General features: G+C 47.2%; 19 protein-coding genes and 1 pseudogene. 5 read left to right on the top strand and 15 right to left on the bottom strand.

Annotated elements, in window-relative coordinates:
- The 15 genes and pseudogenes from L5M49_RS22995 to mobI form a co-directional block, all read right to left on the bottom strand.
- Positions 1-162 (bottom strand): annotated as a pseudogene (locus L5M49_RS22995) (IS110 family transposase); the annotation flags it as partial.
- Positions 163-268: 106 nt separating this feature from the next.
- Positions 269-1,771 carry a hypothetical protein gene (locus L5M49_RS22990; RefSeq protein WP_259483843.1) on the bottom strand — a complete coding sequence of 501 codons (1,503 nt, stop codon included), beginning with the start codon at positions 1,769-1,771 and terminating at the stop codon, positions 269-271.
- 834 nt (positions 1,772-2,605) lie between these two features.
- Complete coding sequence (locus tag L5M49_RS22985; RefSeq protein ID WP_263170212.1) at positions 2,606-2,743, bottom strand: hypothetical protein; 138 nt, start codon at positions 2,741-2,743, stop codon at positions 2,606-2,608.
- 9 nt (positions 2,744-2,752) lie between these two features.
- Positions 2,753-3,016, bottom strand: coding sequence for a hypothetical protein (locus tag L5M49_RS22980; protein ID WP_259483858.1), 264 nt, complete (start codon positions 3,014-3,016; stop codon positions 2,753-2,755).
- Positions 3,017-3,022: 6 nt separating this feature from the next.
- Positions 3,023-3,577, bottom strand: coding sequence for a hypothetical protein (locus L5M49_RS22975; protein WP_259216135.1), 555 nt, complete (start codon positions 3,575-3,577; stop codon positions 3,023-3,025).
- A 3-nt stretch (positions 3,578-3,580) separates the two neighbouring features.
- Entirely contained in the window at positions 3,581-4,939 is a 1,359-nt protein-coding gene (locus L5M49_RS22970; protein ID WP_263266873.1) for a TraB/VirB10 family protein, read from the bottom strand.
- A gap of 1 nt (position 4,940) precedes the next feature.
- Positions 4,941-6,200 (bottom strand): type-F conjugative transfer system secretin TraK, encoded by a 1,260-nt coding sequence (locus tag L5M49_RS22965; RefSeq protein ID WP_259216137.1) that lies wholly within the window; start codon positions 6,198-6,200, stop codon positions 4,941-4,943.
- A gap of 5 nt (positions 6,201-6,205) precedes the next feature.
- Positions 6,206-6,862, bottom strand: coding sequence for a TraE/TraK family type IV conjugative transfer system protein (locus L5M49_RS22960; RefSeq protein WP_140906557.1), 657 nt, complete (start codon positions 6,860-6,862; stop codon positions 6,206-6,208).
- A gap of 9 nt (positions 6,863-6,871) precedes the next feature.
- Entirely contained in the window at positions 6,872-7,156 is a 285-nt protein-coding gene (locus L5M49_RS22955; protein WP_140906556.1) for a hypothetical protein, read from the bottom strand.
- A 71-nt stretch (positions 7,157-7,227) separates the two neighbouring features.
- Positions 7,228-7,626, bottom strand: a complete 399-nt coding sequence (locus tag L5M49_RS22950) for a hypothetical protein (RefSeq protein WP_205403074.1) — start codon at positions 7,624-7,626, stop codon at positions 7,228-7,230.
- Between the two features lie 113 nt (positions 7,627-7,739).
- A complete protein-coding gene (locus tag L5M49_RS22945) occupies positions 7,740-8,375 on the bottom strand; it encodes a DUF4400 domain-containing protein (RefSeq protein WP_259216138.1) in 636 nt (211 codons plus the stop codon).
- A gap of 12 nt (positions 8,376-8,387) precedes the next feature.
- Complete coding sequence (traD, locus tag L5M49_RS22940; RefSeq protein ID WP_140906554.1) at positions 8,388-10,262, bottom strand: conjugative transfer system coupling protein TraD; 1,875 nt, start codon at positions 10,260-10,262, stop codon at positions 8,388-8,390.
- Positions 10,255-13,107: a MobH family relaxase gene (mobH, locus tag L5M49_RS22935; RefSeq protein ID WP_259560901.1), complete on the bottom strand. Its 2,853-nt coding sequence runs from the start codon at positions 13,105-13,107 to the stop codon at positions 10,255-10,257. Before mobH ends, traD begins: the two co-directional genes overlap by 8 nt.
- Entirely contained in the window at positions 13,107-13,826 is a 720-nt protein-coding gene (locus L5M49_RS22930) for a hypothetical protein (protein ID WP_259564230.1), read from the bottom strand. Before L5M49_RS22930 ends, mobH begins: the two co-directional genes overlap by 1 nt.
- Before the next feature lie 9 nt (positions 13,827-13,835).
- Positions 13,836-14,258 carry a conjugative transfer protein MobI(A/C) gene (gene mobI, locus L5M49_RS22925; protein ID WP_259560905.1) on the bottom strand — a complete coding sequence of 141 codons (423 nt, stop codon included), beginning with the start codon at positions 14,256-14,258 and terminating at the stop codon, positions 13,836-13,838.
- Between the two features lie 714 nt (positions 14,259-14,972).
- Between mobI and L5M49_RS22920 the strand changes: the two genes are divergently transcribed.
- From L5M49_RS22920 to L5M49_RS22900, 5 genes are all read left to right on the top strand, one after another.
- Positions 14,973-16,040, top strand: coding sequence for a hypothetical protein (locus L5M49_RS22920; RefSeq protein ID WP_140906551.1), 1,068 nt, complete (start codon positions 14,973-14,975; stop codon positions 16,038-16,040).
- Between the two features lie 8 nt (positions 16,041-16,048).
- Positions 16,049-16,336: a hypothetical protein gene (locus L5M49_RS22915; protein WP_011711605.1), complete on the top strand. Its 288-nt coding sequence runs from the start codon at positions 16,049-16,051 to the stop codon at positions 16,334-16,336.
- Positions 16,337-16,434: 98 nt separating this feature from the next.
- Entirely contained in the window at positions 16,435-17,430 is a 996-nt protein-coding gene (gene traF / locus L5M49_RS22910) for a conjugal transfer protein TraF (protein ID WP_208660813.1), read from the top strand.
- Positions 17,427-18,821 (top strand): conjugal transfer protein TraH, encoded by a 1,395-nt coding sequence (locus L5M49_RS22905; RefSeq protein WP_263149161.1) that lies wholly within the window; start codon positions 17,427-17,429, stop codon positions 18,819-18,821. The genes traF and L5M49_RS22905 overlap by 4 nt, the downstream gene beginning before the upstream one ends.
- A gap of 3 nt (positions 18,822-18,824) precedes the next feature.
- On the top strand, positions 18,825-23,649 hold a 4,825-nt coding region (locus L5M49_RS22900), incomplete at its 3' end, for a conjugal transfer protein TraG N-terminal domain-containing protein (RefSeq protein ID WP_263266872.1).

Genomic DNA, 23,649 nt, shown 5'->3' with positions numbered 1-23,649 from the left:
GGCCTCCATAGCAATAAGGCTACCTTCGGGGAATTGTCTAATTTTATCGAGCAGCTTGTTTCTGTTAACCTTTTTGTTACTCATGACAGAGTTATCCATAAGACAAACACAAACTTGAAAAACATTTTTGGCTAAATCGATACCAATAACTTTAATATCCATGATGGAAACCTCCAGAACTATTTGTCAGCTTTAAGCTTGGCATAATACTGCAAGCTTAGGTGCTGAGGCGTCCATCACATCACTACAACACCATTACTAATAAAACCTACAGTTTCATAGGATAATTCAAAAAGTGTTCTTTATACGTCTTTAATAAAGCAGGGGTATTGGATTCTTCAATAAAGGACAAGACGTTATTATAATTCTTATAGTTTATCTGATATTTTTTTGTCGCGTTTTTAGCATTATTAAGACGAGCTAACGCCTCATCAGAGAAGGCTCCAGATGTCCAAAATTCAAATATAAATTTTTTGTTTTTCCAATCAGGATGAGATAAGCAATATTTATAAAATACTGGCACTTGCTCAATCAGCCAATAATCAATCTCATCTTTTGTAACCTGTTTGTTGATGTTATATCCTTTCCCTTCAATAAAAAGCACTTCTTTATTGTTTGAAGCAACAACATCTGCTTCTTTCTGAATTCCATTAACGTCCCTACAAAACTTATTAAGTTCCACCCCGTTATACCCAGTAGCTCTCATGGCTTCAGCAACAACGTGCTCGAATAACGCGCCCCTTAAGCGACTTGCGGCTCCTTCTACCTTCCCCAGCGTTTTGAAAATGATATCTAACTTTTCTCCTGAAGCCCCCACTCTTGACACTTGAGACAGGAGTTCTATTAGCTCCTTCATCCCGCTATTAACCTCTTTGTCAAACACCGACGAAATAGTGGCAGGAGATACTCCTGTTGCCTTTAATTTATTAAAGGCACTTTCAGAATATGAAGAAGCAAAAAAGAAAAATAGCTGTCTACCTACATTTTTAAGACTTCGTAAAGAATTGAGTTTTTGAATAAATGGCTGAATACCTTTTTCACTAACCTCGCTATTGAGCAAAATATCACACACAACGAAACCTGATTTAATCGTTCCAGCATTCGATTCACCGCTAACCAAAGGGCTTAGATATGATGGTGCAGCTAAATCCCATGCAGTAGTACTGACTACTGGGTTGTGTTCATTTGAACGTGTTTTTACTTGATTATACGATACAAAGCCGAGATTTCTCAGCCATGTAGTTATACCTCTCAACAACAGGTCTTCCGCTAAAAGTCTAGCTTTCATATGCGGTATTAGTGATTGAACATGATTAGCATGAAGCCCTAGATAAACACATGCGCCAACACCATCTACAGTTATCTCCTTAAGGAGGTTTGTATTAAACAGTCGAGTAAGAACGGTATTTGCAGACAAATGCTTCTTTTGCTTGATAGGGGCACCACAGATAATCTCAAAATGGCATCTTGGGATAATGCCCCCACGTTCTTCAATAGCTGAAATGGCAAATCCATATGCTGAATTACAGGACAGAAGTGCTTCGCTTAAACGACCCCAATAGTGCCCAGTTCCAGCTTGTTCTCTGAGAAATAAAAACTTGGCACGTCTAGGAAATGAAAGCTCTAAACGCAGTATGTCCTGTGTCGCTCGAGAAACCCGCTGCCTAGCTGCTTGTGAACTTAACCCATGAGAAAGAATTAGATATTCCGTTATCTCAGAGCTTAAACTGGGACCATTTTCCAATAGATACAGACGAACCAAATCATTCATTGTCACACTGCGCTATATATACAAGATGTAATATGCATCGTAGCAAAAGAAAACGTTCTGATACACATACGTTGCCACACAAGGGTTTCAGAGAAGGGAAATGATAAAAAAATGGCACACATGTCACAGTCGCATTTTTAATCCTAATTTCTGGTGCAAATTCAGGCTTTCTCAGAAGACTTACAAGACCCACAGCGTTTCAGAATACCTATTTACCATAACGTCATCTTGGACGCAGTTGTGACAACCGCGCTGACGCGCGTTGATGTTTGAGTTGCTTAGGGCGGGTAGCCTTCAAATTCACCGTCAGCCAGCATTTTTGCAACAGCGCGGTGGTTAAAGGGATGATTGAATCGCCACCATTAAATAGCCACTCTGTAGCATTACTAACATTTGGTCAAACATGGAGTGCCGGTGTTAGTCGAGCGCAGTCTGCTAGCTCGTTTTGGGGCAAAAATGTGCTAACTCTTAATCCGCACATTCACCAAAAGAGCCAAAAAATATCAAACTATTATATAAATGATCAAACATTATTAAGAATTATCAAACTATTATATAAACGCACAACACCGATAAGGCCTTGGAGGTTTCCGGCATCCCAGGCATAAACAAAGGCTGGTCGAGTTGAATAAAAGATGTTGCTACGTCCATGATTTCCTTCTGATAACGTCAAATAGGTGTTGAGCTAACCCGTATTGGGTGATGTTGATAGGATTTAGCCAGTAAGCGGCTAATGCCCTTGGCCAGTTTTATTTCCCCTAAGCCCATAGCCTGCCAATAAAGGCAGTCAAGCGCCCCTAAGCAAAGCGCGATTTTATAGATCTCTTGTGACCGCTAAATGGCACGAGTTAACTCTGATTTGCTCGCGCTAAAGTGCCGACGTAAATGAACACGGATGGGACGCTGTTGGCGTAAGCCCATAACATTTTCGTCATCGCCGGTGATTTTTTTGGATGCTTTCTTACTGGCCATACATCCTGCCTAACTGTGCATTTGGGTGAGCAGTGACAATATGGTGCGCCTGATTGATTCAGTCTCTCCAAATGTCGTTGGAATTGGGCAACGCAGAAGGGACTGTGCTGCCTCGGGGTGTTGCTGGATATTCTCTGCGTTAATCTCAAATATGTTGATGGCTAATCGCAGTGAGTGTGGGAGCTCACCCAGATTGTGAGTCTCAATAATCTGGGCTAGCTGGTTTTGTTCACTCGCTGCCAACAACGCTTGAGCGATTTCCATGTCAGCCATAAACAATTAATTCCCTGTCAGTTCCGTGGCCATCTGAAGCAGCTGCTGTGGCGATGGCGGTACTTTGCCTTCGTCTTGGTATTCGCTACGAATTTGCTTAATGCGGAGCAACACCTCTGCTCTTGGGATGTCCATTTTGAACTCTTCAGGAATGCGCAGCGTCATACCGCTATCGATGACGAGGTATCCCATGTCAAAGTAGATCTGTCCCAGCTCTTGAGCCGCCGAGCTTAAATCCGCTTGGTTAACCGATTCCTTTGACCATTGTTGAAACATCTCACCTAAATCTGCGACTACGATTTTGGATTGAGTATTGGTTTGTTCGGCGCTTACACCCGTGCCAAAGAAGCTCATGCCAAATTTCATCACGCCAAATAGCAGCACTAGGCCTGCCATCACCATGATCATTTTGACGGGGGACAAGCCCTGCGGAGCCGCGGGTGTCGCTGGCGTTGGCCCAGCGACGGATTGTGCAACCTCAGCGGGAGCGGCTTGCTCTGGCTCAGCCAGAGCGCCGATAGTCGGTTCCAATTTTTCAGAATTTACGTTTTCGGTTGTCATTGCTTAACCCTTATATTTGAGGCTAACACCGCGTTGAACAATGAGGTCAACACCTTCAATACCGCCGTGCATTTCCAGATACGGTCTGGCTTCGTCGGCTAACTGCAGGTAGAAGTCAGCAATCTTGTCGAATGCGGTACTTGAGCCACCAGCAAGTGAGCTGGTCGCCGTGTTTTTGAAATAGGTGCCGTCATAAACCACATCACCAGACACTCGATTGGTCGCGGCTTGTGTGAGGGTTTGGGCGCCAGTGCCATAGATGCCTGCCCAGAAGGATTGCTTCACCACTTCACCGTAGAGTGTTACTAACTTGGCTGGGATACCGCTATGACCGTCTTGGCCTTGCACTGCGGCAATGAACGGCTGCTCAATCGCACGACCTCTCTGGTCGATACAGCTGATACTCTCAGCGCGGATTTCGACACGACGGGTACTGGCACTACCACGGGCCGCGCCAATCACGGTACAACCCACTAGATCGATAGTGAAACCGTTAGGCATCACCCCAACGTCTACGATTTTTAATAAAACTGGAGCAGGGTTTGATTGCGCCGATGAGCTGGTAGGTACATGTTGACCCGTAAGCAAGACGGTTGGTATCACTGTGCCAGCTGACAACCATGTCTCAGGCTCTTTTTCAGTTTTCTTGCTAGAACCTGTGTTCTCTTGAGAAATCGATTGTTTTGCTTTGGCTGCGACTTGGGTTTTGGCTGTTGACGCATTACCAACATTTGCTTCAGCACCTGTCGCAGCGGCCTTACCTAAACTTACGTCACCACGGTTCATGGTTAAAGGCTTTGACACTGGCGGGGTCATGGCGACATTCGACTTAAGGCCTGCCATTGGGTCTAGGTTAAACTCGGTACTTGGCAATGAAGGTGCTTGCTGGGCGATATTTTCTGGTCGAGCTCCTTTCGCGCTCACACTGTCTCGTGCTGTTGCGGCATTTTTGCTTTGTTGTTCAACCAGCATTTGCATTTGATGCGCGATGGTCTCGAGGCGCTTTTGTGATTCAAGCTGAGACATTTGCAGGGTATCGACCTGTTGCTGAATTCGCTTTTCACTAGCTTTTTGCTCGGTGTACTGTGCATCAATCGCTTTTTCACGCTCTTGAATTTTCTTTCGCATCGCTATGAGTTGGCCTGAAGTCTGAGTGGACTCCAAGCGCTCACTGCCCATGGTGCTCATAAACGTAGGCTTCGCCCTGACGGGGGCTGAGCTGGCTGGGGTGTCTGGAGCCGAAGGGAAAATAGCTTCCGCCAAGAAATAGGCAGGCAATGCCATTAACACGATTAATGCGATAGTGCGCTGGTTCGATGGAAGCGCAAGCCACTTGCTTTTTAAATCCTGTAACGCTTGCATGTTAACCTCCTACACGGCTACGACGTGGAACTTTCATTTGGCGTTCGAAGTAGCTGCGGTCACGCAGAATGTACACTTCGGTGCTTTCCCTTGGGCCTAATGTCGCTTTATCTAACACACCAACGGCCATCACATCTTCACGACCTGGCCCCATGCAGGACTCGTCGCGGAATGAACGTAAGCCATTGACATCGTTTCTGACCTCCATGATGTCAACGACCAATTTGGAGCCAATTAAGCGTTGTTTCACTTCATGGTAAAGCGGGAGCATTTGGCGAATATCGCACGGGTAACGCACTTCCGCCGGAATGGTGTCACCTTCAAGTAGTTCGTAACCTGCCGGAACTTCGGCTTTGGCCACAATTTCCAGTAACTTCATTACATCGTCAACATGGCTGTCAGCGACGGGCTGGTTATTAGCAATACGCTCACGCTCTGCTTGTTTTGCCGATTCCAGCTCCTTAGCTTCGTTCTCGCTGTAGATAGACACGGCTTGCAAAGCTGCATTACGTTGACTCGCGTTATAGCTAACGGTTAACTCCACGAGCACTGGTGGGACGTTTAATGGCACCAAGTAGAGTGATACTGCGGTCTCAGGTGCGCCATCTTCTTCAACTATTAAGTCAATCGCGCCAGCGTTAACGCCAGGTGTGACGTACACAAATCCTTGCTCACCGTAAACCAGCGCTGCATCACTCGGTACTGACGTGGTTATTTTAGCGTTTTTGAACGAGGTCGCGATTCGGTTCGTGGTTGACAGCGAAATTGGCAATGTCGTTGTGCCACCGGCTTTCAATGCAATCACTTGATGGCTTTTGTACTGCTTGCGTAAGTAGTCCATTGAGTCATCGCGACGGCTAATGACTTCTCCGGCATTGGCAGGGGAGATCGCCGTCGGATTAACAAGGCTCGCGCCGCCGTAATTGGGGACTTGTTGATGCTCTGTCTGTTGCATTGGTTGCTGTGCTGGCGGCTGGGTCTCTGGATGTTGATTGAGCACTTGTTCATTGGGCGAAACCGTTAACGCAGTTTGGGTACCAATTTCTTTGTTCGTATCGATGGCCAGAGGTTGATTCGCATAAGGGCTGTTTAATTCAGCCTGTAGCTTTTCTTCTGCTTGATTGAAATCAGTACCCAAAACAGGTACTCGTTGCGGATTCACTGATTCAGTCGGTAACGAATAAATGTCATCGTCAGCAGCAAAAGCAGGAGTGATCATTAATGTCAGAAGGATTGCAGTTGAAAGGGGTCTTTTATTCATAGGTCTCACCGTGACTCGATTTTAATCACACTGTCTTTATCCAAGGCAGTTGTTGCGTTTTTGCCTTGGAGAATTTCACGCTCACGTTGAGCAGGGTTAACAGCAGCTGGATATTGTTGAATATCCAGAATCATGGGATTGCCGTTTCGGATCCCGATTTTTAATTCAAAGGTGTACGCAGTAGTATCAGCTGCGCCTGTTTTTAATGAGGTTGTGGTTTGTTCACCCACAACCCATACGTAATCTGTGACAGATGAATAAATCGCGTCAGACGGGACGAACTTCTGACTAACACCCCTGAGCGCCATTTCTTCGATAGCTGCGGCCATCGTCGCTTCCGCTTCATCTGGGTTAAGTTCTAACGGGATCATCTTGGTCACCCTGTCGATAACGAACTTAGCATTCTTGGGGGTGATATTGCCGATGATGGTTGCAATCATCAGGCCCCATTGGATTTTGAATTCTTGAGTCACGCTATTGCCGTTCATGACAATCGGCTCTTTAAAGTCGTTTGGCATGACAATGACTTCGGTCTGCTTGGTCATCACCATGAACAGCAAAAGCACCACGCTAATGCTTAGTGCCAGATTAGAACGACCTATGTTTTTGTTAGAGATATTGAGATTGTCGTAACTCTCTTTAATCTTCGATTTCCAAAGCATGTTGACCTCTTACTTAATTAATCGACGAATGGCTGGTGACATGAGGGTTTCCGGCCCTTTGGAAATCCACAAACCGTTTACCCATAACAGATGCTTTAATACGCCACGTCCAAACTTTTTAAACAGTGTTTCTACTACGGCCATGCTGCTAATTGCCGCGATAATGCCTAAGTTGATGTGACCTGATGCAAGACTAAAAACCATCACAATCACCGCCAGCTTGATTGAGTCCCAATGGATAGTTCCAACTTTGATAGCGCCGTTACAACGCTTAGGAAATCTCGCTTCACTCATGTCTCACCCCTTGAAAAAAAAGGGTGCATATAAGATTGCACCCTTCCTTGATACAGCAAAAATTGTCGCTATTAGTGAACTAGGCCAGCTTTCAGCGCTTCTACGGTTACAGTTAAGCTGCCGTCGATAGTTGTAGGCGCGTTAGCCAGTACCAGAATTACGACAACAGAAGCTAAGAAACCAATTAGGTTTGGTTTAATCATTGAGAATGCGATAGTGCCTAAAATCGACAAACCCATGATTGCCTTAGCCGGCGCACCCGTCATTAAACCCTTTACCTCGTCCCACATTTGGTCGAAGAAAGTGTGTAGGGTCGCGCCAGATGCTGATACCGCACTTGCTTCTCCAGCAAACAGCAATGAGCAAGCTACCGCGACAACGATTAGGGCGAAGAACGCTCTTACGGCAACAGGGGCTTCTTTAAACTGCTGGATTAGTCCTTTCTTTTCGGTTTTAGCGCTTTGGTTCATTGTGGATCTCCGTTAAATGTGACGGTCAAATTTTAACTGTTTGCGTGTTACTGTCAACACGTTATTTATATTGTGAGCGCTATCTGTATCAAAGATAGCACACGGAGAGGTGATTACATGTTCTTCGCGCTGTTAGCCAACGTAGTTTTGAGTAACCAGCCGATAATCACCGCTGCAAAAAGCGGGAAAAGCGGGAACAGCTCATTGGAGATAAATGCAGGCGTAACGCAGTAAAGCTCTAACAGAATTACCACCAATATTCCTGACCAAAGAGCCAGTCTGAAATAGCCAGTTGATGGTGCGGTAAATTCATGTTGCTTAATTTTACGTTGCATTAATCCGTCCACAGCTGATGCGGCAATCAACCCAATGGCCATCCAAAACCAGAAAATCAGCAAGGATAGTCTCAGTAAGCACTGATACCAAATGGTCTTGATGTTTTGAGAAATCCGTGTAAGAGGGGTACGCCATAGTTGATCCCCTTTTAAACCAGTGTCCTGATGATACTGGTCAATGAACGCGGCTAAACCTGATTTCACCATCGTCGCCTCGTACCAGCCTTTCGCCCTAAACACCACAACCATAGTTGCCTCCGTGCTAATGGCCTTTTCTATATTTGAGATTTCCTTCCGTAACATTTCGTTATGCTCTTGGGGCTGCATGAAAATCAGTACGTAAATACTGATTAACGCTCCAACCGCCAAAATTAACCTGCCGTGCAGGGTCTTACTCTCAACTACGCCGTCCATAATCAACACTCACTACAGTAAAATCGGAATACGACATTGATAGGTCTTACCGTTGGCCAGACGTGCGACGTACTGCAACTTAGGTAATTCCGACATCAATGAAAGAGGGTACGCTGGCTTGTCAGCTTCCATAATCCGCTCACCCACCGAGCCCGAGTAATTGTGGAGCTTACTGGTAGAATCGGTGTTAGAGCTTAACTGCCATTGCTTTGACTTAATTGGATACTCCGGGAGTAGCGCCGCAAATCGCTCCCTGGTGATATCATCTCGAGCTCGCAGACAGAACCAGTTAGCGGTTAACGACAAAACACGGCTCGCTACTGCATCACCGGCTTTATCAATCAAATCGGGAACACCCTGAGTAGATAGGTGCAATTCAAAGCCTGCACCACGACCCATCGCGGCTAAGTTAATTAGGCCGTCGGAGAGTGCAGAGTGGATTTCGTCACCAAACACCGACACACGTACCCCTTTACCGCCTTCGTAGTTGTAACGTGACGCAGCTGCCGCGCAGGTATCTTCCATAATGAGTTTCGATACAGCTGCTGAAATTGCAGGGTTACCCGATGAATCGGTGGCGATGTACAACACGCCGCCCGTATCAATGAATTTCTTGATGTCGATAATAGGGCGCTCGTCATCCGTATCATTCGGATCAGGGCTTAACATCTTGTCCAGCGGCGCAGCGGTTAACTGGGTTAACATCGGCTTGGTGGTCGCTAACATCTTGCTTTGGTGAGATTGGTCGTGCGTTAAGAAACCAATAAAACTCGATACCGCGTCTTCACCTTTGTCGTCAGGGATTAACACCTGTTGGTAGCGCATGATTAAACCCTGTAGCAAATTGCCGCGGCCTTCCTCGGCAATTTGGGTCGCCATGTTCGCGTACCAATCGGGCCCGTAATGCATAGTCATAATCTTGCTTAAGGCTGCTAGGGCCAATTCGCTTTTGCGGTTTAGCATGTAATCAGCGACCATCTTGATTGATGGTCGCTTACCGATAAAACGTAATGCTTCAGCCGTGACGTAGAATGAGTCCCAGGCATAGGAGCGAAAACCCTCAGAGCTTCCTGAGCCTTTTTCTAAGACGTTCGCTAAGCGCGATGCAATCTCTGTTGTCACTGTGAAGTTCACCAGTGGGTCAATTCGCACTGATTGACTTGGCTCAGCAATGTTGAAGTAATAAAACGGGACGCCTAAACGCTTCGCTTCTGCGCGTAATCTGTTCTTCCAGTTTGGATCGTTCTTAGGGTCTAACACTAATACAGAGTTACCACGGTAAAGGGCGCCAACACTGTTAAGCGTTAACATCGTTGTTTTCCCGGCACCAGGTAATCCGGTGTAGAAACTATGAGACCAGAATAGCGAAGCATCCAGCCACAAATCCTGCTCGTCACCACACCCCTGAATCCACGGCCGACCTTCTAATTTCTCGGTATCTGCTTCGACTTTCTTCAGGGCTCTACGCACTGCCCAAGGCAAGAAACCCTTAGCGTGTTCTGGGCGTTTACCCACCAGCTGATAAGCTCGGTTTGCTTCGGTGATCGTCCACTCAAAGCCGCGACCAAAGAAGGCCTTATCCCTCTGGGTTTTGCTCAGATCCCACAAAGCGCTAGATTCAATGAGGTATTGATAGTTATATACCAACTTAATCTGGCGACGTATTTGCGGTAAGGCTTCTTTTAAGCGCTTAACCGACATACCCGCTGTGGCCGCAATAACCGAAACTGCGACCATCGATACATCGTGTCCACTTACCCCGTGGTATACCCACGAGCCTGCCGTGAACAAGGAGGCTCCAGCCCAAGCATAACTGGATTGGATTTCATAAATCGGCCTATACATGTTCTCCATGAATAAGCCGTTAGTCTCGATGCTTTTACTCATGCTCTATTCCCACTGTCTCAAATACCATCCATGCAACTTGGTTACTGTCTGTCGCAATTGAGGCGTTGTCGCCTGCTGTGCGCTTGAGGCTAGTCGCCTCTTTTTTTGCTAACCCTACTTCTTGCTCGTAAGTGGTTAACGCGAAACTTTGGATTCGGATCACCCCAGGGCGGAGGTCTATACCGGACTTGCCTGCGCGAGCCATCGCCCAACCAATGAACACTTGCAACTCAGGCGGGTACTTGCTCTTTTCCTTCGGAGACTTGTTACCCGTGGCGACTTTTAGCTGTGAAAGTGTCGATACCTGCTCGGCAGGAGGGGTAAAGCTCGCAGACGTGGTGGCGGGCTCAACGGCAGTTTCAATGGCCGCTTCAGCGACGGGGACGGTAGGTTCCATGTCAGTCGTTAACATCGATAGATCTTCCGGCGTAAACCATGGCAGCTCATTCTCCGGCGTGGCCAAAGACATCTCCCCCGTGTACTCGGACAACGGTGGAAGTTCGTCAGTCATTAACGAAGATAAATCTTGCTCTGGGACTTCTGCCATTAGGCTATCTACCGCGTCATCAATGAACGACGGGGCTAAATCAAACTGACCGCTTGATTCTGGTGATACTTCGTTAGGCATTAACGGAGATAATTCTTGCTCCGGGACTTCTGTCATCGGGCCATCAATCACATCATTGATAGAAGACTCCTGCTTGGGCAGGTTATTCGGCTCTGTAATGACCTCGGTGGTTAGGGCTTTATTCTTTTGCTTTTTGGCTTTGCGTTCATCGGCCTTAGCTTGAAGCTCGGTCAGCATGTCACCCACTGGCTTGGCAAGAACGTCGGCTAGCTTCAGCTGGTAGAACTTTTGTTTGTTAACGACATGAATAACTTTACGCGGCGCTTTAGGGTCTGGAATAAGTAACTTGTTATCCATCAAATCCTTCAGCACGGCACCCTCGTCAAAACCAAGCCCTCTCATTTGCTGGTCGATTTCTTCGAATAGGCTGGTATTCAATGTCAGCACGTCACCATCCAGCTTTGCTCGATGTAGTGTGTTGTTAGCCGTTAGCAGGTATTCGATTATCAGATCAATACAGGTCTTGTCCTTCGATACTTCTGCTGGCATTTCTTGGGCTACTGGCTCATTTATCTCTACTGCCGCTTCCACTGATTCACTAACTACCGGAGTGTCATTCATGTTCTTAAACACGATACCCTTGGTGTCTGGTGCTGGAGCGCTGGTATTGGATTGCTCTGGCTCTTCCTTAGATTCAGCTTGCGGTTTCTTTGGCGCAGGCTTACTCGGCGTTGGTGCTGGTGCCGGAGTGTTGGTGTTCGCCGGAGCTGCTTGCTTCTTCGGTTTCTTTGTCTGAGCCTTACTTTGATTTGTTTGCGACCCATTCTGCTGTGCCGGTGTTACCGCAGGAGCAGGGGTTGACGCAGGAGCTGGTTGGGTTGGTGCAGCCGTGTTGTTAGCCGGAGTTTGCGGGTCTGGCTCACGGGTATCTGTCAGGGTGATTAGCCCAGTATCGGCGTAATGGATTAACAGTGAATCGTCACGGGTTAATGAGATTTTCCCATGAATGCCGCGTTGCGGAATCTCCTCGCCATAGACGATGCCTGCCCATTTTGGCTTAACAACTTTGATTGGCCCTGCCGTCCACTCTGGATTCGTAACTGGGTGCAAGTGGCCACTGGTGTAATCCTCAAACAGCGGCTCAAATAACTGACGCTCTACCAGCATCTCAAGCATTTTTCCGACTTGCATTGGGACGTTAAAGCCATCTTCCTTGAGCGATGACATCACTTTGTTGAAACTTGCTGGGTAAGACACGTACACATCTTCGGCGCCCAGGCACCAAATGTCGGCTTTCTCTTCGTTAACCTTCCAGCCGCGACGCATCATTTGTAAGCGCTTAATAAACGCCGCTTCCAGTGGCATCTTGCGAGCACCGGTTAATCTGTCCCATTGCCACATCATGTCTTTGTGGACGGAACGTGCTTCGCCTTTTTTAAGACTGTCTCTAAGTGAGTTATTAACTTCGATACTGCCGGACAAGGTTTCATAGATGGCGACCTGAAGGTCATCTTGAGTGCCAAATAGATACTGCTTCGCTGCCTTGGTCAGTACAGTGTTAAGCATGGATGATGCAAGCCCAATGTGCTTGCCGTGACGGTCTGCATAGTTCCACGTCACTTGATAACGGGATACTTGGTTGCGCCCTGACCAATCATAGATATTTTCGAGTTGTGGGTTCCAGACTGAATCATCGGCCTGCACGGTCATGTCATGTAGAGCTTTACCGATGTCATGCACTAACCCAATTACCCACGCCGCATATTGCCAGCGGATTTTCTTACCGTGCAACTCGTCGGTAAATTTGGTCTCTTTAATATCAACCGACGCCATGTGACGCAGGGAGAACAGAGCCACCTCTAGACTGTGACGCGCTAAACCACCAACAGCCGCGTGATGATGGTTTTCTGAGGCTGGGAGTAGGTGAGCGTAAGAAAGGAAATTCGCTACCACATCCCTAACCAATGTCTGTGCGTTATAGACTTGGTTGTATTCAGATAGGTTGGCAGGATTGAACGTGTCACGATGAATATCAGTCAAACCCAGTTCACGAATCGACATATCAATTAGGTCATTATTGGATTTAATGATTCTCGCTTGATTCGCTACAGCTACACCGTCAGCTACGGGAGGGTAGAAAGTCTCTACCAACTCTTCGCTGACCGCTTTAGTCTCAACCCCACCAACAGCCATCCGTACCGCATTCTTATCTGGGGCTTTGCCATCCAGTAAGAAGGATCGAACAGCCAAACTAACTAGCTTGGCTATTTTCTTCATTATGCGTTCACTACCAGTTTGCCGGAATCCTGCTCAATTTCTTCAGCGCCTGAGTCGTCATTGGCTGACCGGTCATCTGGATTGTTGCGGGTGATGGTTTGCATGATTTTGTTGTAAGCGTCTAACGAATAAATTCCGCCCTTACGGTCAGCTGAATCTGTAGCTACAGTTCTCATGCGACCAAAGAAACGAGTCATGGTGTTCATCGCTATACCGCGACTATTGTTGCTGACTGACTCAGAAATCACGCCAGCTAACCAGAGGTTTTCAATAGCTGCGATAGATTCATCAATCTGGGAAATTACGTCGATTACACGCCAGTAGATTGGGTGCTCGATTTGAAATGTCACGCTGAACGATTCTGGTGTCACCACGTCTAAATCGGCATTGTTGCCAAGCGAGGTAGACAACTCATTGTTGTGGATTGTGTTGAGAAGGGTGCTGCGACGAACAGCTTCTTCTTGCTCAGCTGCAAACCACGCATCTAAACGGTCACGGATTTCTTTGTTGTTAGACGTCAACACAAATAGACCAGCGATACGGGCGATGCTGTATTTGATATTCTGCTGACGAGCATCATTGCTAAACAGCTGCTGGATGGCGCTACTCTTGAAATCCATTTCCTTCAGAATGAATTTACGCTGCTGAACTTGACGCACTGCAGATGGTTTCTGAGTGCGCTTTGATGAAACTTGTGGGTTCTCGTTGGTCTGACTCATATAATCCTCCTAGGATTGTTTTCGCTCTATGCGACGTAGTTTGATTTTTGCTTCATGTAGACACTCAAGGGTTTCTCTCAACGGAGCCAATCGATTCTCTGTGTCTTCAATCATTCGTGCCTCCCACTCTGGGGATTTGCGGGTTAACTGGTCTAAGGTGTATCCGCGCTGGGTCGGTTTAACGTCATCGCCCCAAGACTTGCTGATGTTTCCAACTCGCCCTGGTCGATACCTCGTCCAGACCAAATACACCTTTTCGTTTTTTACAACGACCCTGGGTGCCATCTCACCGCCACTAAACTTCCCACCGTCATCACTGCGCAACTGACGGTTTGAAGATCTCCATTTCAGCCAGTAATCATCGACTATGACCTTTGCCTGAAACTGAGCGGCTTCAATCAACCCTTCTAGGCTTCTGATGGTATTCGCCAACTGGAACCCTAATGCGGGTACGGGCTTCCCGTTCTCAGAGCTACCCGAAGTACCTGAGTAGTCATTCATTCATTTACCTACTGTTTGTTCGTCTTCAGTAATCCGTTTTCGGCCTACGGGGACAACTCATGCAGAAATTCAGTTCGTTGGCGAACTCGTGTCTGTCACCGTCCGTTATTCTGCGAGCTGAGTTTGGGATAAAATCCCAGGTGCCTCCTGTGTTAGCCATCCTTTGATGATTTTCAGTTCGTTGTCCAACTCATGCTTTTCGCGTGATATACACACCGATTCACGGGCAAGCCCCCTGAGAAATCCTTTCTCACGTCTGCGATTCTGTTGGCCACTTCAGGTTTTCCCCCAGTTCGTGAGCCAACTTGTGCATTCAGAGCGTTGATTTGCTGATTTTGGAAGCCGTTAAAACTGCTTAATTTCGAAGAATCCAGAGTAGGAATTTCGCTACTAAGCCAGACTTAGTTGCACTTCAGTTCGTTAGCCATTTCATGTTTTGATTAATTCACTAGCGACATGTTGTGGATAACAAAGTGCATAATATACACACAAAATAAATAATACACGAGCTAAATATATTGTGTATTATGTAGATCCCAGATTGGTATTGGAATGGTAAGAATAATCTTCCAGAGCAAGCTGGAAAGGTTTTGGAAGTCTCTTAAAACCCCAGATTGGGGGTCATTTGGTGTGGAGTTGGTATTTATGAATAATCCCGTCATCATCACAGTCGATGTTGGCTATGGCACAACGACTTGTGTACACAAGGAATCGCTAGGCAATTACTCAGTGAAGACGTTCCCGTCCCTGCCTATTCCGATTAAATCGGATATTAATCTGGGTTTAGCAGGCGAGGAGCGCGATGTAACAACCGTGGAAGTCGATGGAATCACCTATGAGGTTGGTTCGGACGTAGGGACCTCGGTCGGTTCGCGAAATGTTCGCGTTCTCAACACCGAATCGTTTATCACGAGTGACCGCTATAAAGCGTTATTGTTTGGCGCCCTGTCATTTTTAGGCAAATCAAATCACATCGATATAGATGTGTTAGTGCTTGGTCTGCCAGTGAGTGTCATGTTCAGGAAAGATGAACTCGCCAAGATTTATACCGGCACTCACCAAATCACCCCAAGTCGCAAGGTCACCATTCGTCAGGTCTTGGTTTTTGAACAACCGCTTGGTGCGTTGATGTCATTTTTGCGCCAAGGCGGAAATGAACGCTTTGCCCAGTGCAAAGATAAAACCATGCTATCCATTGACCCAGGTTATATGACCACCGACTTCATTACGTCGAAAGGATTGAAGGTCAGTCCAAATCGTTCTGGTGATTCTGAAACTGGGATGTCCAAAGTGATTGGTGCAGTCGAAGTCGCGCTGCGCTCGCAACTCGAAGGTTTCAACATCAAACAGATTAACCCAGAGTTGATCGACCAAGCCTTTATCAGTGGTGAGCTTAAGCTGTACGGTAAAGCGATGAAATTCCCTAAGTGCGATCTGTTTGATGTGACCAGCGCGATTCGGTCTGTTACTGACGAAGCATTAACAAGTGTCGTCAATAAAGTGGGTGATGGTCAGGACATTGACCTGATTATTGTCTCCGGTGGTGCCGCAGCGGTATACCTGCCTTCGATTCAGCGCGCATTCCCTTTCCACAAAATCGAAGTCGTTGATGACTCTCTGACAGCTGTTGCCCGTGGCTTGCAAACCGCAGGCGAGCAATTCATTCGTGGAGCCATAGCGCGAGGTGATTATCAAAAGTTAAAAGCAGTCTGAGGTGAGGGATGCCCAAAACAATCGAGAGACACATTCGGATTGCCGATGATACTCACCCGCTAATTTTCGCTCATTTAGATCAGTTTGGGCCAAAGGCACTGACCCGCGAGATGATGACCCTGATGGAATTTGGATTAATGGTGAGACAGCAGGGATTTAATCTAGGCACTGTGTTGGCGCCGAAGGTAGAAGTCGAAAGTGAAAGGGAGAAAGTGGAAGCAGATGCAGAACCTCGAAGTCCAATGGAAGATGACTTTGATATTAGTGATGATTTTTTTGTCGCCCGAGAAACGTGAAAAACAATAAATCAGCCGCCTGCAATTAAGGCGGCTTTTTTTCATCCAGTGAGGCGTGATATATTCAGCCTATGGAATATAAAAAGTGTGTTGGTGTTATGAAAGTAAATAAATTGATGGCTTTGATTTTTGCGGCTCTGGCTCTGCCAGTTGTGGCAGAAGATCCTGCAAATAGCAATGATGGTGGTAACTTCTATAAACAACGCGAAAAGGGCTGGTATTGGCACGAGTACATTCCTGAGCCCGAAGAAAAGGAAGAGGAAGAACCTATTGCGCCAACGCCATCTTCTGCACCAACTGAGACTGAAACGAGTAAAAATTCAGTAGAGGCCATGAGCGTTAAGTGGTTCCAAGAAAACTTGCCCAAGGCAAAGGAGTTGGCGCTTAACACTGGAAAACCAGAAGACGTTAAACGCTACCTTTACATCCAGCGTGCCGCAATAGATCGCGCCAACCAATTTGCCGCTACTTATATTTCCGAACAAATGTTTGACCCTTACCTCGATGAAGGGTTACGCCGTCCTGAAAATGACGTGACGCTGCAAACTTTCAAAGGCGCTCAGTCTGAAAACCAATGGAAGTTAATTGAAGCCATCGGCAAGAAAGCCACCCTCATTTATTTCTACGGCTCTCAGTGTCCGTATTGCGCAAAGCAAACTCCCTACCTAATCCGTCTGGCAAAGGAGTATGGATGGTCGATCATGCCTGTTTCTCTCGATGGCGGCACCGTTCCAAATGATGACTTTTTAGCATTAGGCGATTATCGAGTGGCGACTTCCGACATGGCGCAGCGCTTCGACGTCTTGGCGACACCAACACTGTATCTAACCAACAACACGGGTGATTACTTCCTGTTGAGTTCTGGGCTAATCGGCATGGATTCTCTCAGTGAAAGGATCATAGAACTCGCTAGCCGCGAGAAAATTATTAGCCAAGCAGAACTTAATAATGTGAAGCAGGTACGAGCTCTTTATATGACCGATGCAGAAGCCAAGGTTGACACGCAAAAAGTGTATGAAGACCCAGACTACCTCATTAACAAGATGCGGAATTTTATGCTCGGAAAACCTGATAGCGAGGGTGAACAAGAATGAAAAAGAAAGTTATAGTTGCTTTACTTTGTTGCCCGTTATCAGCTACAGCTGCTAGCGGGTTAAACAATTTATGGGATCAGATGTTGTCTGCCAGCTCCGGTGCAACTTCATATTCAGGCGCTAAACGTGACGGATTTTCTCTGGGGAGTGCGTCGGTACGGATTAAAACCACTAACGAAAAGATTGTGGCGGTTAGGGCTCCTTACCTTCAATCATCCTGCAAGGGGATCGACTTCTTCGGTGGCTCACTGTCCATTATAAAACGTGAAGAGCTTGTTCAGATGGCAAGATCTATCGCCGCCGCCGCCCCGATGTACGCATTCCAATTAGCAATGGGAATGTTATGCCCGGACTGTAATGCAATTCTCGCAGACCTAGCGAAACGCCTCAATGCGTTAAATGATTTTATCAGCAAAGATTGCGAGGAATGGGCTGATCTGGCCGAGCAACAGTGGCCATCACTTCAGGTACAAAGTGACCGTAAAATGTGGAAAGCCTACAATGATTCGACTGGTGCTTGGTTTGATTCATTCGCTTCATCGACGGTTGAGCGCAGTTCAATAGACTCCCACTCGAAAGCCGCACAGTTGACTCAGGCTGGCGACGAGATGCAGTTCAACTCGGTGTATGAAACCTTCATGCAGTCTAAAACTACCGTCCCAACCCTATCCTCAGACAGCCATGTCGTCGCTCAAATGTTAATGACTATTTTAGGGACTGAAGTTTATAAATTCGACAGCACATTAACTGCATCGGCTTCAGCAGGAAGTGATGCGGTCAGTAAGTCATTTAGCCCACAAGTTTCATTGAAAGACTTGTATCAGCCTCAAGCGACTACATCAATGGCTGTACCTAAACAAATGGTGGTCTGTGAGCAGGCCCAATCTGCCGATAGCAAGTGTCTATCGGCTAAGGTCGCGACTGTTCCAATTAGCGATACACGCTATTTGGATTCGTTCTATCGATTTTATGGTGATGCAATTTGTGGCTTAGTCGATTCTAACTTAGTCGGTTCGAGCATCATGGCCATCTATGCTCAGAAAGGAAATTATAGTGATTCTCAAGCACAGATCATGGCCAATATGCGAAGTGAATTTGAAGACATTATTAAACGAGCCTCAACAATCAATGTCATCAATACAGGTAATTGTAAGTTTATCTCCGAAGCGATGGCCATAGATGCAACCCAGCAGTTGCTCGACGGTCTACGAATTGCCGCGAGTAAGATGGCTTCGACTGATAAAGGTCAGCGCGGCGCGTTTTCATCTAAGTTGTTAGAGAAAATCGATGCGCTGAGCCTTGAAAGGGAAGAAATGGCCAACAGAAGACGTGAAATGGAGCAGGAACTATTAAATCAGATCAACTTTCGTGCAAGTTTGAGAGGTAAGTAATTCATGTTAACTATCTACTCTCTCGGTGACCTCGATTTATTGATAAAGATGGCGCAATCGGCGGAATTGGCATTCAGTGATGGCGGCATTGCAAATAGCAATCTTATTGCGATTGGATTGGGTATTACCCTGCTAGTATCTGCTTTCAAGCAAATTTTTGACCCTGATAAATTCCATGTAAAGGAGTTTTTCATCGCCTTGTTCACTTACATGTTTTTGTTCACCCCGAAGGTGGATTTTTACGTTGAGTCAGTCAGAACGGGCGAAGTGTCTCAGTCATTTACTTTGCCATTTGGGATTGTGGCGCCTGCTGCATTAGCTACCATGATTGGTGGTGGTTTTGCTCAAGGTATGTCAGAGGCCTATTCCAGTATCACGCCTAATTATGACACTGAGCCTGGCACCAACATAGACCCTCTAAAAGCGTTACTTAAAGCCCGATTTGTCGGCACTTCTGAGGCAGATGCGAGTTATCGTTCTGTCGGTGAAAATTTGGGAGCGTACATTAAAAACTGTTATTTCGAAGACATTCGAAACGGTAAAAATCCGACGGGGCAGGCTGTACAGGAGGTTCATCACGACGAGAGTGTCACTGGGGCGTTTGACTGGACTAAATTCAAGGTAACCTCGGGAAGCTGGTTTACGCCTTACTACGATGTTAACACCAAGTCCTACACAAAAATTACCTGTGCCGATGCTTATGCCAAGTTAGGAAATGATCTCTCTGACAGTAGTCCTTGGGCCGAAGAAATGAAGGGGCGAGCCGCCGTACTTTACAATATGGCAGAAGAGTCTCAAGTTGAGAAAGTCTTCGAGTCTTTAACAGGGGATACTGCTAACCTCATAAATTTGTATCGAGCCAACTTTGTAAAAGCAATGATGGCCAAAGTTGGGGCTAGCTATGTAGAGTTAGAGCCCTCTGAACGATTGGCGTTTCAGCAAGAATTTGATGCGATTCAACAGCGTCACTTAAGCCAAGCAGCGCAGTCTTCATTTTTCTTGGAAACTGCCCCTGCACTTATCACTTGGTTTGAGTGTTTTATTTTCCTCATTGCTCCGCTGCTTCCGGTTTTCCTGACCTTCGGCTCCAAAGGGATCATGATGGCCGGAAAGCTCTATTCATTTCTACTCGCTGTGAACTTTTGGCCGATTATCCAAGTCGGCGTCAACATGTATACCAACCACTATTTCAATAAGCTGATGTGTTCTCTGCCAGGGAATGATTCGAGCTCGGTTCAGAACTGCATGATTGCGCCTAGTATGCGAAATTGGAGTATCGATTCTCTTGGGGGGATGGATAGCACCTACACCACACTAGAGACTTTCGTATCTCAAGCGGCAATCATTCAAACGATGGTGCCAGCGCTGGCTATGATGATTGTCTTCGGCGGTGTTCATACTATGATGGGGGCAACACAAAAAGCCCAAATGGGCGCCAACATGGATGCCAAGGGCGTATCACCACAGACGGTCAATAGCGATGGTAAAACCGTTTCGTCAGGTGGTTATAGTCAGACAATGACATCGAATGGTGAGTGGATGGAAAGCCGTCAGGGTGCAGGTAATATGTCTTCCATTAGCACCGGTGGTTCAACTTACAATGCTCAACATGCTGGTACTTCAGCCGTGGCCCTAGCGGAATCAGGTGTTTCATCTCTAACTTCATCTAAAACCGCAGCGCAACAAGATCTCGCTGCCGCGAATGAGAGATTACAGACCGCTATTGGTACTGGTAACGCCTATCAAAATGCCCATCAAGCAGGTTTGGGGTTTGAAGAAGCACGCGGGTTTGATGTAAGTCAGCAACTCGGTTCGCAGATGGGTGTTAGTGGTCAACAGGCCCGTCAGCAGATAATTCAAACCTTATCACAAATGAGTGAGCAAGAAGCAAATCAATTTGCTCTTAAAGCTGGGTTTTCTGTGGGGGCCGGTCAAGGAGTTTCAACTAATCCGCTCACAGCATTAATGAAAACCTTGGGTGTTAACGCAGAAGCCGGTGCATCTTGGTCGCAGACGCAAACGAGCATAAAAACGCAGCTAGAGTCAGAAGGAGCCAACAAAACGTCAACGCTAAGTTCAAGCCAGCAAGAAGACGTAGCAAGGGCGTTTAGAGAAAGCGATTCGGCCTCTAATCGTAAATCCTATAGCGATTCAGCAACTGATACTTCGTCAGCCAGTTATCAAGCAGCTAAGGCTCGAGATGAAGCAGCTACCAGACAGCAAAGTATCCAACAGCAATTACAGGAAGCAGAGTCTCGGTCTCGTGAAGTTCGTGACGGTGTAACATCATCGGGAGCGGCGGGTAGCAGTGCAAACATCAAGTTTGGTGAGATTATTTCTTCTAGCAATCGTGATTTGATGTCAACGGCGAGCAACTTGGGCAAGATTGCACAGAATGCAGCTGATGGCGCAATGCGTGGCAAATATGGAAACGATTGGGATGCCGCTACTAACGGCGTGGATACGCTCGATTTCAAAAGCACAATGAGTGCTTTAGATGCTAAAGCCGCTGGGGCTGGGGCTGGTACAGCAGAAGAAGCCAGGTTTAATGCGATGAAACAGGACTATGCCGCTAATCAGTCATTATATGACGTGGCACGAGACAAGCAGGCGCTACAGAGCATTGTGAATGATTCGCAGACGATGATGTCCGCTGATGGTAGACCTATCCCCATTCAAGATATTGGTTCGATCGCTGACCGTGCCGTAGCCAAGTTGTCGGATACGATGGCCCGAACTCAATCAGAACCGATTAAGGCTGACGCGGTTCGCAACCTTGCTACAGGTGCCGCCATTGAATATGCTGCGTTAAATGGAACTGCCAATGGAAATGAGACCGCTAGAATTGTTGGCGCTCAATTTATCGCTGTTGGTCAGGCGCAGATTAAAGACTATGATAAGCCAGCGTTAACTCCTGAGCAACAGGCCTTCAAATCTGATACACAGAATGGCATTAATGCAGCGGGTCAACGTATCAGCTCAGAGGGCGCCAAATTGGAACAAGAGGCGGCTCAAAGAGCGAAGGACTATAAACCTTCTATAGATGGTTACCGCAACCAAAATCTTCAGTCTCCAGCTAAATGGACGCCTGATCAGCAACATAAACTTGATAAGTTGGACAAGAGTGTTGATGACCTATGGAAACAAATGCAGCAAAGTGAGGCTGTGAGTGGGCCTGCAGGGGTAAACCAAATCATCGACACTGTAGCGCAAGAATTGAAGTCAGGGACTTATGGGGCAGTATCACCACAGGTTATTGACAGAGTTGCTGAAGTGATGAAAAACGCCAGTAACTCACCCGCAGAGTTAGGTCGGATGCTGAATGATTATACAGATGCAAAATCTAATTATTTCAGTGGCGATCGTGCAGCTCAAGTCGCCCCAGTTATCTCCGCAATGGCCAACACTGTTGATGGTTTATTAAGTAAGGCCATCAACAGCGATCAATTAAGCCCGAGTGAGAAACCTTACTTCCAGAATGCTCAACAGGCCTTTAGTGGTTTGAATGATGCCTATTCTGCTAAAGTAATTTCGGATAGATCTTCAAGCGCGGGTAATGCTGCAGCGCAAGTTATTTCATCTTTAGGTTCTAGTAAGGACCCTCAAACTCAACAGGCCGTGGCTCTGGCTTCGACTATTGCAGCGGAAGGGACAAGTGCTAATCCATTGCCAAACGCGGAATTTAGTCGGTACTACAAGGAAAACAACCCTACTAAGGAAGACGTGTTAGGTATGAGGTTAGTCACGGATCGTGCTCAAGGCATCGTGACACAGGCAATGGGACAAGATGGATTATCTGAACCTGTAAAACAAAGGTTGGCCGAAACCCTACAAGGATTGCAGGATTTTAATCAGAAATTAGCGGTATCACTCAACTCTGACGCACATGCAAGAAATAGCACAGGTTATGATCATGCAACAGCTTATGACGATGCAACTCAAAATAGCCCGGCCATGAGTGGTCTAAGCTCAAGCGAAAGGATTCGAGCGATGGATGGTTTCAACCGGATAGGAGTGGGAGAAGGTTCAACTCAATCTAGGATGGAGAACACCCTATTTAACGGTCAAGGTGCGAACATGCAACTTGAGTCCATTGCCAATAAGATGTCGCCAGAAGATAAAGCCGCAATTTTAGGATCTCTTCCGGATTCGGTAAGGTCGAATGTAGAGCGTGGCATGGAATTAACTGCAAGCAATTCATCGCCATCAAGTGAAAAATTGCCCATAGGTGAGACACAATTCCCATCAAGCCCAGTGGCTTCGGCTCAAGGTGACACTGTGAGCCAACAAGTCGCAGCGCCAGCGGCAACGGTTCAAGGTGACACTGTGAGCCAGCAAGGCGCAGCTCCAGCGGCCATGGCTCAGGGTGACACGGTGAGCCAACAAGGCGCAGCCCCAGCGGCCGCAACTCAAGGTGATGCGCTGAGCCAACATGGCGCAGCTCCAGCAACCATGGCTCAGGGTGACACAGTGAGCCAACAAGGCGCAGCCCCAGCGGCCATGGCTCAGGGTGACACGGTGAGCCAACAAGGCACAGCCCCAGCGGCCGCAACTCAAGGTGATGCGGTGAGCCAACATGGCGCAGCTCCAGCAACCATGGCTCAGGGTGACACAGTGAGCCAACAAGGCGCAGCCCCAGCGGCCGCAACTCAAGGTGATGCGCTGAGCCAACATGGCGCAGCTCCAGCAACCATGGCTCAGGGTGACACAGTGAGCCAACAAGGCGCAGCCCCAGCGGCCATGGCTCAGGGTGACACGGTGAGCCAACAAGGCACAGCCCCAGCGGCCGCAACTCAAGGTGATGCGGTGAGCCAACATGGCGCAGCTC

The sequence above is a fragment of the Shewanella sp. SM74 genome (assembly GCF_025653725.1).
Lineage (GTDB): Bacteria > Pseudomonadota > Gammaproteobacteria > Enterobacterales > Shewanellaceae > Shewanella > Shewanella oncorhynchi.
The sequence above is the reverse complement of the archived record's forward strand: the minus strand, read 5'-3'. Positions and strand labels throughout refer to the sequence as shown.